The sequence below is a fragment of the Burkholderia sp. BCC0398 genome (assembly GCF_902833245.1).
Lineage (GTDB): Bacteria > Pseudomonadota > Gammaproteobacteria > Burkholderiales > Burkholderiaceae > Burkholderia > Burkholderia sola.
Window position 1 is genome coordinate 309,735 of sequence record NZ_CADFEM010000004.1, and the last position, 15,366, is coordinate 325,100.

Below are 15,366 nucleotides of genomic sequence, written 5' to 3' on the forward strand. Positions count from 1 at the left end.
CCCGTTGGCAAAGGAGCCGGCGCGCGTCAGTGCACCTTCGCGCTCGTGAACGTCAGCGACTTGCCCGAGCCCGCGATGACCAGCCAGTTGACCGGATCGGTGCTCACGACCGTCGCGCTGCCGCTTTTCACGCTCGGCAACTGGTACGTGCTCTTCGGCAACAGCCACGTCATGTCCTGCAGACTGGTCGGCTGCGTCGCGCTGAACGTCCAGCTGGTGCCGGTATCGGTCGCCGTCCAGTTCACGAGCAGACGGCGCCGGTCGAACTGCGTGAGCTGATCCATCGTGAACCACTTGAACTGGCCGGTCGTCGCCAGCGACGACGCGTAGCCGAGAATCGTCGTGACGACGTTCGGATACCACGACGCGCCCAGCGGGTGCATGTAGATCAACCGGCTCGTGCGGTTCGCGACGACGAAATCCATCAGCGACAGATACCAGTTCTGGACGTCCGTCGTCGGCACCGCGAACTCCTGGAACTCTTCGAACGTCGCATACTTGCCGAACGGCATCACCGGAAACGCCCAGATGCCCGGATTCAGCAGCGAACCGTTGCGATACGCACGCGTTTGCGCATTGCCGGTATGGCCGGTGAAGTAGTAGCCGGAGTAGCCGTTCGATTCGAGCCAGTTCACCGCCCACGTCGGCGTATTGCCTTCCGGGGCCGCCCACTCGACGTCCGGCTTGCCCGTCACCGACTGAACCGCATTGTGGTTCAGCACCAGATACTGCGTGAACGTGCTCGCATTGGTTTCGCTCGCGTTCGCCCCCCAGTAGTCGTGCGCCCAGCCGCCGTGGCTGCCGACCTTGTGCCCGCGCTTGAGCAGGAACGCGACCAGTTGTTTCGCCTGCGTATTGTTCGTCAGGTTGATGCCGAGACCGTCGCCGATCGTCACGTCGTCAGGGCCGGCCGTCATCACGATCGAATACGGGCCGCTGTTCCAGACGCCGTAATTCTTCAGGTACTGCGCCGGCTGAATCTGATCTCGCGCACAGAAGTGCCAGTTCAGGACCATCCCGGCCTGCGCCCGCGGCTGCAGCGACAGGTGCGGCATAGACAGGATGTTCGTCGTGAAGTAATGCAGGAAGCCGTGGATCGGCATGCTGTCGGTTTGCCCGTCGAGATACGCGAGCGGCAGGTTGACGAACATCACGCCGCCGTTTCCATACGCCTGATAGCCGGCGACGAGCCCGAAGTTCGGCGACGTCAGCAGCGTCGTGCCGGTATACGTGCCTTGCGTGACGTAGCTCGGATAGGTGAGGAAGCCGTATACGTAGCCGGAGATGCCTTCGAGCACGTCGGTCGTCGCGGCGGGCGACGCGGTCGCGAACGACGTCGCGCCCTTCACCGCCGTCGATACCGGCGACAGCATCGTCGAGGTCGGCGAGTACGATCCGGATCCGACCTTTGCGCCGGCCGACACGCGCCCGAGATTCAGCGGCACGCCGGTCATGCGCCCGTTGACCGTCTTGTACGTGAAATACGCCTGATGGTTGTAACCGGCAAGCCCGCCCGGGTTCGACGGGCTCGGCTGCAGGTAGAGCAACGGGTTCGTCGTCGAGCCGGTCGATGTAGTCGACGCGGTTGAGGCCAACGCGGTCGCCGCCGTCGTCGAGCCCGGCCATGCCATCGACTTCCCCGGAGGAATCTGTAGCGCGCGCAACGTGCTGCCCATGCCGGTCACGTTGCCGAGGCCGATCATGTTCCCGCCGAGCGTGTCGTAGAGCACGTAGTTGACGCCGGCCATCGAGCTGAAACGCGATTGCCCGGCCGGATAGAAACCCGTCGCGTTCAGTACGCCGAAATCATAGACGAGCATCACGCGCCCGCCGTTCAACGCATAGCTCTGGATGGCGGTCACGAGCGTATCGTCGGCGACCGTATGCACCTGGTCAGGCAGGATGAGTCCCTGGTACTGCTGCAGCGACGTGCCGCCCTGCTTGAATTGCGTGTCGCTGATCAGCGAGATCTGCAGTCCCTCCTCCGCCGCGGAATCGAGCCATGCGGACACACGCGGGTCCGGCAACGTGAAGTTGTCCGGCAGCAGCAACAGCAACTGGTTCGACAACGCGCTCGCCCGCCCGGGTGCCAACGTCATCAGGCAAACGGAAAAGACGATCAGAAACGCTCGTAGGGTCCGGATTGGCTTGGCCGACATTTTTTCTCTCCCCGTAGGAGGTGGGATGACAGCCGATGCTCGACTCGTCACTGCGTGCGCGTTGCGCTCGTCATGATCGAGCGGTCCGCGTCCGGATCGGGGTGCGCCATCGGCTGGCGGCGCAGAGCGAACGTGCCGTGTTTCGGACGCCCCGCGACGCATGCGCGTCGATTTGTCGGACGATCAGGAGTGCATGGCGACTATCGTTCCTACCGCCCCCCGGTGAAGCGAACAACGTGCCAGTCTCGCGACTGCGTTGTCGGGACGGCCCGCGGCGATGCCGGGCATCCGGCACGGGAAAATCGCGCCAAAAACGTTACAGCGCCGATACGGCGCACGTGGCGGGTAATGAAGCGGGGCCGGGGGAACCGTCGCGATGGACGACGTGAGGCTATTCGGCGCCGCGCCGGATGGGGCTTCCGATCGCTGCCTGCGTTGTCGGGCATCGGCAAGCGCGCGGGGATTCAACGGAAAATGATTCCGCCGTGCAACACCGGCTCGGCACGCATGTGGCCGTGCCGGGCTCGCCTGCACGGCGTGCGGTTCTACCTGCGAAGCATAGGAAATTGACGACGGTTCATCGATCGATTGAAGACGAGGGACAACCCGCCACATCGAAAGACCCGTTTCACCATCCCTGTTCCCACGCGGTCAGAACCTGGAATTGACGCGCACATATGCCGACTGCGCCGACACATGGCCCGTATTGATCGTCGCATCCAGCCCGAGCGATACCGTGGTCGTCTTGGCGGCCTGCAGCGTGACGCTGGCGCCCGTGGTGAGGAACGAGCGTGGCAGATCGGTACCCGGCGCCGCGAACACGGTCCCGTCCTGGCTCTGCACCTGGACGACGCGACTGCCGCGCAGCACCTCGTGCGCATAGCCGACGCGCAGCTGGACGTCGACCGGGCGCACGGCATCGCCGAACGCCTTGGCGAGCGACACACCCACGTATGGCTGGAGGCTCCTCGCGCTGTCGGGGCCGACGTGCAGGTTCTGGCCGTTGGCGCCGTCCTCGCTGAAGCCGCTGCCGCGCACGTATGCATACCGCAGCCCGACGTGCGGCGCGAACCGGAAGCCGCCGGCCGCCATCGGCAGGCTGGCCTGCGTAGCGGCGGTGAATTCGTGGCCGAGATGGTCGCCTTCGGCGGTACCCGCGCTGCCGAATGGCCGCTTCTGCGACAGGAAATCGAGACCGTAACCGAGCGTGGCCGACAGGTTGACCGCGCCGATCGGCTGCGCGCCGTACAGCGCGACGCGCAGCGTGTCGATGGCGCCCGATGCGCCTGTCGTGTCTTCGGACAGCGCGGTGTGCGTGTAGCCGCCGGCCGCACCGACGGTGGCGTCGCCGAGCCGTCCCTGCCCGCCCGCCAGGAACCCGTACGCGTGCGTGAGGAAGCCCGGCGCGCCGCTCGTGCCGCCCACCTTGGTGCTGGAACCGCTGGCAACGGCCCACACGTTGCGGGAGCCGGACGCGTCGTCCTCCGGGGCCGCCAGACGCCCGAGCAGCGTCGAACTGGCGCTCTGCGCCTGCAGCAAGGCCATCGTGCCGAGCGCCGAGTAGATCGACGTCCTGGTCGGCGCGATGATCGTCGGGCCGGCCGGCGTACCGGGCCCCGTCGGCTCGGCGAGCAGCAGGTCGACCGCGTTGGCGCCGTAGTCCACCGACGATTGCAACGCGCCGAGATTCGCGCCGGCCGTGGTGGTGCCGACGGTCGCGAAATGGCCCGTCACGCCGTTGGCCGCGCTCAGCACGGTGTAGCGGCGGGCCGTATAGGTGCCGGGATCGAACAGAACGGCCAACGTGCCGCCGAGCGTCGCGGCGCCGCCTACGCGCAGTTGCGATGCTTCCGTCGGGCTGACCTCGATCGACAGCGTGCCGCCGGCCGCCTGCGTATAGTTGCCGCCCACCGACAGCGTTCCGATCGAGCCGCCCGGTGCGACCACGCCGCTGCTGCTGACGTCGCCCGATATCGTGCCGTGGCCGCGCAACGCGCCGAGCGAATTCACCACGACGTTGCCACCCAGCACCGCGGCGGGATTCGCCGCGTCGCCGACGGCCAACGTGCCGCCCGCCACCGTCGTCGTGCCGGAGAACGCGTTGCTGACACCGTTCAGCGTCAGCATGCCCGCGCCCTGTTTGACCAGGCCGCCGGTGCCGACGAGACTGCCGCCGAAGGTTTGCGACGAGTCGTCGGACAGCGTGAGCGCACTGCCGCCCAGCACCACGCGGCTGCCTGCCACGCCGGACAGATGCGCGACCGTCTGGCTGCCGGCCGCGGACAGGTCGAGCGCGGCCACGGGGCCGGCGAGCGTGACCGCCGTGGACGATGCCAGCCGACCGGCGCCCGACAACGCGAGCGTGCCCGCGTTAACCGTCGTCGCGCCTGTATAGGTGTTCACGCCGGACAGCGTCTGCGTACCGCCCGCAACCGTCAGCCCGCCGCTGCCGCTGACGGTTCCGCCAAACGTGCCGGCCGCATTGGCGAGTGTCAGCGTGCGGCTGCCCAGCGCGACCGTGCCGCTGCCGGTGAGCGTGTTGATCGTGGCGCCGGAGGTGGTCGCCGAAATGTCCAGCGTGCCGTTGTCGACGACGCCGCTCGAGGCGGCAATGCTGCCGGCGCCGGTCAGCGCCAGCGTGCCGGCATTGACCGTGGTGGTGCCCGTGTAGGCATTCGCCGCCGACAGTGTTTGCGTACCGCCGCCGACGGTCACTCCACCGGTCCCGTTGATGGTCCCGCCGAACGTGCCGGCCGCATTGGCCAGCGTCAGCGTGCGGCTGCCCAGCGCGACCGTGCCGCTGCCGGTGAGCGCATTGATCGTCGCGCCGGTGGTGGTCCCCGAGATATCGAACGTGCCGTTATTGACGACACCGCTGGACGCGGCGACGCTGCCCGAACCGGTCAACGCCAGCGTACCGGCGTTGATCGACGTTGCACCGGTAAAGCCGTTGGCGCCGGATAGCGTTTGCGTGCCGCCCGCCACGGTGAGCCCACCCGTGCCGCCAATGGCGCCGCTGAACGTGCCGGCTGCATTGGCCAGCGTCAGCGTGCGGTCACCCAGCGCAACCGTGCCCGTCCCGGTCAGCGCATTGATCGTCGCCCCCGCGGTCGTCCCCGAGATATCGAACGTGCCGTTGTTGACGACGCCGCTGGACGCGGCGACGCTGCCCGAACCGGTCAACGCCAGCGTACCGGCGTTGATCGACGTTGCACCGGTAAAGCCGTTGGCGCCCGACAGCGTTTGCGTACCGCCCGCAACCGTCAGCCCGCCCGTGCCGCCAATCGCGCCGCTGAACGTACCGGCCGCATTGGCCAGCGTCAGCGTGCGGTCGCCCAGCGCAACCGTGCCCGTCCCGGTCAGCGCATTGATCGTCGCCCCCGCGGTCGTCCCCGAGATATCGAACGTGCCGTTCGCGACGACTCCGCTGGAAGCAGCAATGCTGCCCGCGCCGATCAGCGCGAGCGTGCCGGCGTTGATGGTGGTGCTCCCCGCATAGCCGGCGACGCCGGATATCGCGAGCGTGCCGGTCCCCGCCTGCATGAGGCTGCCCGTCCCGCTGATCGTGCCGCCATACGACACCGTGTCGCTGCGGTTGAACGCCAACGTGCCGTTGTTGACGATGTCGCCGGCGACGGAGCCCGTGGTCCCGCCGCTGCCGATCTGCAGCGTGCCGGCGGTGATCGTGGTGCCGCCGGTATAGGTGTTGTCTCCCGTCAGCATGATCGTTCGGCCACCGCGCACAGCGACGTTGCCCGCCCCGGATATCACGCCTGACACCACGAGGTCGGTCGTGGTGGAATCGAAGGTCACGCGGGACGCGGCATCGCCGAGCGTGACCTGGTTGGACAACGAGAGCCCCGCGGAGCCCGCGGTGATGGTGGTCGTCGCCCCGGCCGTCACCTCGAGGTTACCGACGATGTTGGACCCGGTGACCAACTGCAGCGTATTGTTCGCGCCGTTGAACCGGATGGCTGATGCGCGCGTCACGCCGTCCGCGTACAAGCCGCCCGCGATCGTGCCGCCGTTGACGACGACATCGCGGCCATTGGCGATGACACCGGCACCGGCAGCCCCGCCGTTGCCGGCGCCGCCGGTGATCGTGCCGACGTTGGTCAGCACGGTGAAGTCGCTAGCCAGGTTGACGCCCGCGCCGCTGGCGCCGGCCGTGCTTGCGCCGCCGCCGCTGACGCCGCCCACGCCACCGACGACGGTCCCGAGATTGGTTACCTGCGAACCGGGGCCCAAGGTCAGCAGCCCGTCGCCGCCCCCGCCTCCGCCGCCCGGGTTTCCGCCGCCGCCCCCGGTGCCGCCGTTTCCGCCGACGAGCGTCCCCTGGTTCATCACGTCGGCCGCCGGCGTCACCATGACCAGCCCACCGCCTCCGCCCCCGCCACCGCCGCCGTTCGACGCAGGCCCCGACGTGCCGGCACCGCCATTCCCGCCGCTGCCGCCCTGCACGGTCACGCCGTTGCTGACGGTCACGCTGGTGCCGGTCGAATACACGCCCGCGCCACCGCCGCCCGCGCCACCGGCAAAATTGAATCCGTCGAAGGCCTGACCTGCGCCGCCTTGCGCGTTCGCGTTGACCACCGCATCGCCGGCAAGCACCACCGCGGGTGCACCGCCGACGCCGCCCTGCCCGCTGTCGTTCGTCGCGCCGGTGCCGCCGGTCCCGCCCGACGTGGGGCCGCCGGGAACCTGGACCGTGGCGGAGCCGCCGCCCAACGTGGAGGAACCCCCGCCACCGCCGTTACCGCTGCCGCCGTTGCCGCTTCGGTCCGGGATGCCGGCGCCGCCGGGGGCGCTGCAATTCGCGATGGTGCCGGAAGAGCACGTGACGGCCCAACCCGGGACGGCCGCGCCGGCCAGGCCGAGCGACACGCCGATCGAAACGACGGAAGCGATGGAAGCGCAGCGGCGCGCGGGCGTGGCGCCATGACCGGCGTCGACTCCGCCGTGTGATGCCCTCGTGTGTTCGGATACCACTTGCGGAGCACGCAAGCCACGGCTCCAGACCAGCCGATAGACCCGGTTCATGTCGATCCCCTCGGTGCATAGACCCATGGGCCTGGCGCTGGTCACGAAGAGGCTGTACCGGTGGCGCGACGGACCCGTCGTTGTTGTCTTTCTATGGCGCGCCGGTCCGCGGATACTGATTGTGTTGGCTCATCGGTCGGGGCGCATGCGCGCGCAATATAACACCTGCCGCGAACACACATCCAGCGCTGTCGCGGGGCCGCCACTGTCCAAGGGCGAGAGGAAGATAAAGCACGGCCGACTACCCCTCGCGATCGAGCCGGGCAACCATGCTTGACTTGCATCATCATCGCTTCGTCGCGGCCTTCGCGTCACGCTCGCGTCAAACGCGGCCGCGCTCGCTGCCCCCGTCGATATGCCGTCGGCGCAGGTCCGGACATGCGCTCGAACGCGTGACTGCATGCGCTTTCGGTCGATGTTCGATGCATCCGCGCGCATACGCGGCGGAGCAACGATCTCGCCACACGCTACGCGATGAGGAATTCGTCGCCGTGTTGCCCGATACCGGCGAACGAGGTGCCGCCAAGTTGGCGATCGCCTCCGAAAAGTCGCCACCGCGTCCCTACCGCGCCAGAACCCGCTCCACCAACTTCACGAAATAACTCGCGCCCACCGGCAACAACGCATCGTTGAAGTCGTAGCTGGCGTTATGCAGCAGGCAAGGCCCGCCGCCATGCCCATGCTCGCGATGATCGCCCGCCCCGTTCCCGAGGAATGCATAGCAACCCGGCTTCTCGCGCAGCATGAACGAGAAATCCTCCGCCGCCATGGTCGGATCGACGGCTGCGTTCACATGCGCGTCGCCCACCAGCTCGCGCATCACCGTCACCGCCACCGCCGTCTGCCCGGCGTCGTTCACGGTGGCCGGATACTGGCGCTGGAAATCCACCTCGCTCTCGCAATCGAAGGCCGCGGCCGTCGCGGCCGCCACGGCGCGCATGCGCGTCTCGATCAGGTCGAGCGTCGCCTCGGAGAAGGTCCGCACCGTGCCGCCGAGCCACGCATCGGTCGGCACCACGTTCATCGCCTCGCCCGCATGCACCTGCGTGACCGACAGCACCGCGCCGTCGATCGGATTGCGGTTGCGCGTGACGATGCCCTGCAGGGCGCTCAGCACCTGTCCCGCCGCGAACACCGGATCGCGGCCCAGGTGCGGCATGGCCGCGTGGCAGCCGGCGCCGCGCAAGTCGATCCGGAACAGACTGGTCGACGCCATCAGCGGCCCCGGCCGCACCGCGAAATCGCCGGCCGCGATGCCGGGCCAGTTGTGCAGCCCGAACACGGCATCCACCGGAAAACGCTCGAACAGGCCGTCCTCGATCATCGCGCGCGCGCCGCCGCCCGCCTCCTCGGCCGGCTGGAAGAACAACTGCACGGTGCCGTCGAACTCGCCATGCCGCGCCAGATGGCGCGCGGCCCCCAGCAGCATCGCGGTATGCCCGTCGTGGCCGCACGCATGCATCGCGCCGGGCACCGTCGAACGATGCGCGAAGGTGTTGGCCTCGTGCACGGGCAGCGCATCCATGTCGGCGCGCAGGCCGATCGCGCGCGCGCTGCCGCCGCGCTTCAAGGTGCCGACCACGCCGGTGCGGCCGACGCCGCGCGTGACGGCGTAACCCCATTGCTCGAGCCGCTCGGCGACGAGTTCGGCGGTGCGGAACACGTCGTAGCCCACCTCGGGATGGGCATGGATATCGCGGCGAATCGCCGTCAGTTCGTCGGCGTACGCGACGATGGAATCGATCAGTGTCATGCGGAAGGAAGCGCTCTTGTCGGTCGTCGCGTCGCGGCACGGCGGCGGGCCGCGCCGCGACGCATCGGATCAGATATGGAACAGCTGCGCCACCAGGGTCGCGCCGATGAAGGTGCCGGCATTGGCCACGAAGGACACCAGCACGATGCGCCAGCCGAGCCGGCGGAAGGCCGGGATGTCCTTGGCGATCGACAGCCCCGCGAACACCAGCATCGGCGTGGTCACGCCGAGGAAATCGTTGTGCGAGCTGAGCGCGGCGATCTGCGATGCCCACGGGGACCACGGCGAGGTCAGGAACATCGCCACCACCGATACCCAGCAGACCGCCGGAATCCGCCGCCCCGTCACACGCGCCAGCGCATCGCCGACGATCGTCGCGCACACCATGATCGCGATGCCCGGCAGTCCCGCCAGCGGGGTGGTGCCGTGGGCAATCCAGTCGCACACCAGCGCCATCGCGGCCGTCACGATCCAGGCCAGCAGCTTGCCGCCGTAGCCGAGCGCGGGCGCCTCGGTCCGCACGTCGCCCAGCGACGGGCTGGCCGCCTCGGGCTGCGCCGATGCCTTGGTGGTGCGTCCGATCAGCGGCTCCAGCACGCGATAGCCCCAGACCGCGAGCGGCAGCGAGATGAACAGCGTGAAGTAGGTACCGATGGTGGTGGTGATCAGGTTGCTGGCCGCGGCGAACGCGAGCACCGATTTCGCCGTCTCCGGGTCCTGCTGCGCGGCGATCGCGCCCGACGCGGCCGCCATCATGCTGCCCGAGCCGACGCCCGAGCCCATCGCCAGCGCGAGTGGATCGAAGATGCCGAGGCTGCTCACGAAACCCGCGAATACGGCGATGAACACCGCACCGAACACTGTGCCGGTCAGGTACTCGGCCAGCACGCCGCGGCCTTCGGCCGAATCCATCCCGTACTTCTCGCCGATGATCGCGAGGCTCGGCTCGCGGCCCACCGAGAAGGTCGCGCCAATCGCTTCGCGCTTGATGCCGAGCAGCAACGCAAGCGGCAGGCCGAGCAGGATGGTGCCGACGAAGTGGCCGAATTCCTGGAAGGCCAGCGCCCAGCCCGCGGACGCCAGCTTGGGCAGCGCGCTGCCCACCATCAACCCGAGCTTGGAGACGAACAGCAACAGCGCCGGCTGCAGGATCGCGGCCGCGAAAAACTGGTCGGGCACGCTCAGGCGCGCGCTGCTGTTCCAGCGCGCGCTGGCCAGTCCGACCGCGGCGCCGAGCAGCAGCGCCCAGATCATCGGCAGCAGCACGACCTTGCCCGGTCCGAGCTTGAACGTGAACGAACCGATCCATTCGGCGACCAGCAGGATGCCGGCCGCGTAAAGCAGGACCTTGGCGGTGGCCGCGCCGCCCAGCTCGCGGCGCTCGATACCCAGTGCGTGTTCCATGACGAGTCTCCCCTTGAAGCCCGGCTGCCGTCGCATGCGGGCCGGTGATTACAAATAACCGAACGCGGTGGGCGGCGCTTCGGCCGTCTCGACCCACACGCTCTTGGTCTGCGTGTATTCGTACAGCGCCTCGACCCCGCTCGAGCGGCCGTAACCGCTCATGCCGTAGCCGCCGAACGGGGAAGCCACGTTGATGGTCTTGTAGCCGTTGACCCAGAAGGTGCCGGCATTCACCTGCGCGGCCACGCGATGCGCACGCGCCACGTCGGTAGTCCAGGCCGCGCCGGCCAGGCCGAAGTCGGTGTCGTTGGCGATCGCGATCGCCTCCTCCTCGGTGTCGAACGGGATGGCCGCCACCACCGGCCCGAAGATCTCGGTGCGCGCCACGTCCATCGCGTTCGACACGCCGGCCAGCACGGTGGGCGCCACGAAGTAGCCGCCGCGGCCTTCCCCGACGCGCTCGGCCGAGCCGCTGGCAAGCGTGGCGCCCGCCGCCACGCCGCGCGCGATCATCGACATCACGTGGTCGTACTGCTTGCGATTGTTGATCGGGCCCACCTCGGTCGCCTCGTCGAGCGGTGCGCCGACACGGATCTTCTTCGCGCCGGCCGCCACCATCGCGACGAATTCGTCGTAGACGGCGCGCTGCACCAGCAGACGCGAGCCGGCCACGCAGCTCTGGCCCGCGCCGGCGAAGATCGCCGCCTGGGCGGTCAGCGCGGCGCGCTTGAGGTCGGCATCGGCGAACACGATATTGGCCGACTTGCCGCCCAGCTCCAGCACACAGGGCAGCACGCGGCGCGCGGCGGCCTCGGCGATGCGCGCGCCGGTGGCCGGCGAACCGACGAACACCACCTTGCTGACCACGCGATGCGCGATCGCGGCCTGCCCGGCGGTGTGGCCGAAGCCGGCCAGCACGTTGACCAGGCCGCGCGGCAGCCCCGCACGCTCGCCGAGTCTGGCGACCGCCAGCGACGTGAAGGGCGTCAGCTCCGAGGGCTTGAGCAGCACGCCGTTGCCCATCGCCACCGCGGGCGCCACCTGCCAGCCGCAAGTGAACACCGGCGCATTCCACGGCGTGATCTGCAGCACCACGCCGGCCGGCTCGCGGCGCGTGTAGTTGAGGTGCGAGGTCGGCACCGGGATCACGCTGCCGTAGAACTTGTCGGTCCAGCCCGCGTAGTACTCGAACATCTCGGCGACCTTCGCCACCTCGCCCCGGCAGTCGCGGATCGGCTTGCCCGAGCCTAGCGCCTCCAGCCGCGCGATCGCCTCGGCCTCGGCGCGGATCGCGCGCGCCACCTCCTGCATCACGCGACCGCGCGCGGCATGCGTGAGCGCCCACCATTCGCGCTGCGCGCGGCGCGCGCTTTCGGCGGCATGGTCGACCACGGCTGCGCCGGCGTCGCGATAGGCGAGCGTGGCCTCGCCCGTCGCCGCATCGTCAAGCTGGATCGTGTCGCCCTGGCCGGCGACGAGTTCGCCGTCGATATACGAGCCGATCGTGGCGGCACCGGGGAAAAAATGGGCGAAGGCGGCAAGCAACTGGTCTGCGTGCTGGGTCATGTCGGGTTTCCGTATAGGTGGGTCGAGCGGAATCGTGGCGCGGGCTGCCCGGCCTCAGGCAGGATCGACGAAGTCGACGATGCGGTTGAAGTCCTCGCCGTCGGCGACGGAACCCTCGCTCGCGGCCCACACGCGCGCGGCCTCGCGCGCCACCGGCGCGACGCTGTCGAACTGGTCGAGCAGGCCCAGCGCGAGCCGCACGTCCTTGCGCATCAGCTTCATCGTGAAACCGGAATCGAACTTGCCGTTGAAGATCCAGGTCGGGTAGTTGGTCAGCGTCGCGCTGTTGCGGCCGGAGCCGCCGTTGAGCGCGTCGACCAGCTTTTCCGGATCGACGCCGGCCGCGCGCGCGGTGCGCACCGCCTCGCTGGCGACCAGCAAGTGCACGCCCGTCAGCAGATTGTTGAGCAGCTTGGTGACGTGGCCGGCGCCCACCGGGCCCACATGCACGCGCTTGGCGCTGATCGCCGCGAGGATCGGCTCGATGGCCGCGATATCGCTGTCCGAGCCGCCCAGCACCATCGTCATGGTGGCGGTGGCCGCGCCCTTCGGGCCGCCGCTCACCGGGCCGTCGACGAAGCCGATGCCGCGCTCGGCCAGGGCTGCCGCCACGCGCCGCGTGCTGTCCGGATCGGCCGTGGTGGTGTCGATCACGATGCTGCCCGGCTTTGCGTTCTCGAGCACGCCACCCGCGCCCAGCACCACCGCCTCGACCACCGCCGAGGTCGGCAGCGACAGCAGCAGCACGTCGGCGTCGCGCGCGATCCCGGCCACCGAATCGCGCGCCGACAGCACTTCCTGCCCGGCCAGCGCGAGCGCCACGCCGGGCGCCGCGTCGTAGCCGAGCACCGTGTAGCCGCCGCGCCGCAGCGAACCCGCCATGCCGCGCCCCATGTTGCCCAGACCGATCACGCCCACCGTTTTCATCCGACGACTCCCGATAGCTGTTGGTTCGAGGCCGGCGCATCAGCTTGCACCCGCCTTGCATGGCAACGATGTTCGGTCCGGCGACCCGTATAATCAATCAACGCCAATATTGATATTGTTCTCTTTTTTAGAACACCCGAATCATGAGCGATACCCTGACCGACAGCCGGATCGTCTATTTCTACGAGGCCGTGCGCTGCGGCACGATTCGCGCCGCGGCGGACTGGCTCGACGTGGCGCCGTCGGCCGTGAGCCGCCAGATCGGGCTGCTGGAGAAGGAGCTCGACGCCACCCTGGTGGAGCGCCACGCGCGCGGCGTGACGCCCACCGAGGCGGGACACTGCGTGATCGAGTATTTCCGCGAGCAGCTCGCGCACCGCGACGACCTGATCTCGCGCCTGCAGGAGCTGCGCGGGCTGAAGACGGGCCAGGTCAGCCTGGTGCTCGGCGAGGGCTTCGTGTCGGACCTGCTGGCCGGGCCCATGCAGCAGTTCTGCCGGCAGTTCCCCGGGATCCGCGTCAACCTCGACGTGGGCAGCACCAACGACGTGATCCGCAAGATCTCGAACGACGAGGGCGAGATCGGCCTGGTCTACAACCCGCCCGCCGAGCCCAAGCTGGTGTCGCGCGCGTCGAAGCGACAGCCGATGATGGCGATCGTCGGCCCCGACTTCCCGCGCCGCAGCCACAAGGTGCTGACGGTGCAGCAGCTCGCCACCTACCCGCTGGCGGCCACTCACCCGTCCTACGGTACGCGGCAAATGATGGAAGCCGTGGAATACGCGGAGCGCGTGCGGCTCACGCCGGTCGTCACCACCAACTCCTTCGCGATCCTGAAGGAGTTCGTGAAATCGGGGCTCGGCATCGCGGTGATGCCGGCGTTCGCGGTGACGGCCGAACTGCAGGCCAGGGAGTTGTTCGCGATCGACATCGCGCATCCGATCCTCGAGAACGCCGAGGCGCACATGGTCACGCGCGTGGGACGCAAGCTGTCGGTGGCCGCGAACAAGATGCTGCAGATGATGACGGGGCAGATGCGGGCGTTTCGTTAGCGGGGGGCTGGCCCGACTCCTCCTCGCGACGCCTGACCACCCCTGTCGGAAACGCGGGTTTTCGCCGCTGGCGATCCGGACCGGACTTTTTTCAAGAATTCGACGCGTCTGCCGTTATCTCGGTATTCCCTCAACCTTTCCTCGTCGTGGCGGGGACTCGCCTTGGCGTCGGCAATGACAGTCGATCTAGCTACCCTCTACCTGCTGGCGATCGGAACGTTGCTTGCCAGTTCCGCCATGACGTACTGGGAACATATTTCACATCCCAAGCGCGGCAACGAACTGCGAATGCTGGCGATTGGATATGCGGCACTCGGTGGCGGCTGCGCACTCGCGACATTTCGGCGCGAACTGCTGGGCGCCGCTGGCGCCGCCGTGAGCAACCTCGTGATTCTGGGTGGCTATCTGCTGGTTCTGCACGCCGTGGCAATGTTCAATGGCCGACGGTATGTCAAAAGCTCAACGGGTTTGCTTCTCTTGATGGGGCTGACATGGACAGCCTCTACAGCGTCCTCTCAGACGGTCATCTGGCTCTATGTCAGCGCAATCCCGATCGCGCTCGTCTCCGCCATGACGGCCTTCGAGCTCACGCGACGCGATGGCATTCCAGCGGTTCAATCCCGACGCGTCGCGGTGGCGGTGACGGGAATCCACGCCCTGTTCTATGCCACCAGAGCATTCGCCCTGCCATGGCTGATCTCGGTCTTTGGAGCCGGCGCACAATCGATTGCCAGCAAAATCACCATGTACGAAGGGGTCCTTTATTCCGTTATTTTGCCGATGACGTTGCTCCGCCTGACACGGGAAGAAATTCATGGCGAGCTCTTGCAGGAGTCCCGTACCGATTACTTGACTCGCCTGGGGAATCGCCGGCTGTTTTTCGAAGAGGGAGACCGGGTTATCCACGAGCACGGGATACGTCGGCTACCTGTCGCTCTCCTTGCATTTGATCTCGATCAATTCAAGAGAATTAACGATCGCTTCGGGCACCAAACCGGCGACGAGGTATTGAAGTCATTCGCGGATACGGTTCGATCCGTTGTCGACGCAGAGACGAGCGTGGTTCTCGCGCGCATCGGCGGCGAAGAATTCGCTGCGCTGCTGCCAGGTTACGACACCCACCGCGCAAGAACGGTGGCAGAGACCATCGCAAACCGGTTCGCGGCGATATCGCATGGCACTGACGGCAATCGCATTCGCGCTACCGTAAGCATTGGCCTGGCCGAGTCGGATCATGAGACGGCTTCGCTTACCCACTTGCTCTCGGTTGCCGACCAGGCACTGTATCGAGCAAAATCGCTCGGCGGAAATCGTCTCGTCCACGCAACGGGCGAACACACCGGACATGCAGCAGTGTTTTGAAAGAATGGAGCCCTTGCGGCCCGACTCCGGATATCGTTGCAGGCCAGGATGGCTATATCCGGCAATTCAGCTGAAATAAAAACAGTCAATCCATTGAGTTATC

The 15,366-nt window shown here is 67.8% G+C and carries 8 protein-coding genes; 2 read left to right on the top strand and 6 right to left on the bottom strand.

From position 1 onward, the window contains the following. Positions 1-26 precede the first annotated feature (26 nt). The 6 genes from HWX76_RS10635 to HWX76_RS10660 all read right to left on the bottom strand — a co-directional run bounded on the left by HWX76_RS10635 (position 27) and on the right by HWX76_RS10660 (position 12,849). Positions 27-2,159 (bottom strand): polysaccharide deacetylase family protein, encoded by a 2,133-nt coding sequence (locus tag HWX76_RS10635; protein ID WP_089489472.1) that lies wholly within the window; start codon positions 2,157-2,159, stop codon positions 27-29. A 651-nt stretch (positions 2,160-2,810) separates the two neighbouring features. Continuing rightward, positions 2,811-7,199, bottom strand: coding sequence for an autotransporter domain-containing protein (locus HWX76_RS10640; protein WP_176015787.1), 4,389 nt, complete (start codon positions 7,197-7,199; stop codon positions 2,811-2,813). 562 nt (positions 7,200-7,761) lie between these two features. Then, entirely contained in the window at positions 7,762-8,952 is a 1,191-nt protein-coding gene (locus HWX76_RS10645) for a M20 aminoacylase family protein (protein ID WP_050011873.1), read from the bottom strand. A gap of 69 nt (positions 8,953-9,021) precedes the next feature. Next, positions 9,022-10,356, bottom strand: coding sequence for a DUF3100 domain-containing protein (locus HWX76_RS10650; protein ID WP_050011874.1), 1,335 nt, complete (start codon positions 10,354-10,356; stop codon positions 9,022-9,024). 48 nt (positions 10,357-10,404) lie between these two features. Continuing rightward, positions 10,405-11,922, bottom strand: coding sequence for an aldehyde dehydrogenase family protein (locus tag HWX76_RS10655; protein ID WP_050011875.1), 1,518 nt, complete (start codon positions 11,920-11,922; stop codon positions 10,405-10,407). A 54-nt stretch (positions 11,923-11,976) separates the two neighbouring features. Continuing rightward, the gene (locus tag HWX76_RS10660) at positions 11,977-12,849 is read right to left on the bottom strand and encodes an NAD(P)-dependent oxidoreductase (RefSeq protein ID WP_050011876.1); all 873 of its coding nucleotides are present in this window, start codon (positions 12,847-12,849) and stop codon (positions 11,977-11,979) included. 143 nt (positions 12,850-12,992) lie between these two features. Between HWX76_RS10660 and HWX76_RS10665 the strand changes: the two genes are divergently transcribed. Then, positions 12,993-13,901: a LysR family transcriptional regulator gene (locus HWX76_RS10665; protein WP_050011877.1), complete on the top strand. Its 909-nt coding sequence runs from the start codon at positions 12,993-12,995 to the stop codon at positions 13,899-13,901. A 174-nt stretch (positions 13,902-14,075) separates the two neighbouring features. After that, a complete protein-coding gene (locus HWX76_RS10670; RefSeq protein WP_089489474.1) occupies positions 14,076-15,263 on the top strand; it encodes a GGDEF domain-containing protein in 1,188 nt (395 codons plus the stop codon). The last annotated feature ends 103 nt before the right edge of the window (positions 15,264-15,366 follow it).

What these genes read in the sequence shown, in the direction of transcription:
- HWX76_RS10650 (WP_050011874.1), bottom strand. Translation starts at nt 10,356, where the DNA reads ATGGAACACGCACTGGGTATCGAGCGCCGCGAGCTGGGCGGCGCGGCC.
- HWX76_RS10635 (WP_089489472.1), bottom strand. Translation starts at nt 2,159, where the DNA reads ATGTCGGCCAAGCCAATCCGGACCCTACGAGCGTTTCTGATCGTCTTT.
- HWX76_RS10640 (WP_176015787.1), bottom strand. Translation starts at nt 7,199, where the DNA reads ATGAACCGGGTCTATCGGCTGGTCTGGAGCCGTGGCTTGCGTGCTCCG.
- HWX76_RS10660 (WP_050011876.1), bottom strand. Translation starts at nt 12,849, where the DNA reads ATGAAAACGGTGGGCGTGATCGGTCTGGGCAACATGGGGCGCGGCATG.
- HWX76_RS10670 (WP_089489474.1), top strand. Translation starts at nt 14,076, where the DNA reads ATGACAGTCGATCTAGCTACCCTCTACCTGCTGGCGATCGGAACGTTG.
- HWX76_RS10655 (WP_050011875.1), bottom strand. Translation starts at nt 11,922, where the DNA reads ATGACCCAGCACGCAGACCAGTTGCTTGCCGCCTTCGCCCATTTTTTC.
- HWX76_RS10665 (WP_050011877.1), top strand. Translation starts at nt 12,993, where the DNA reads ATGAGCGATACCCTGACCGACAGCCGGATCGTCTATTTCTACGAGGCC.
- HWX76_RS10645 (WP_050011873.1), bottom strand. Translation starts at nt 8,952, where the DNA reads ATGACACTGATCGATTCCATCGTCGCGTACGCCGACGAACTGACGGCG.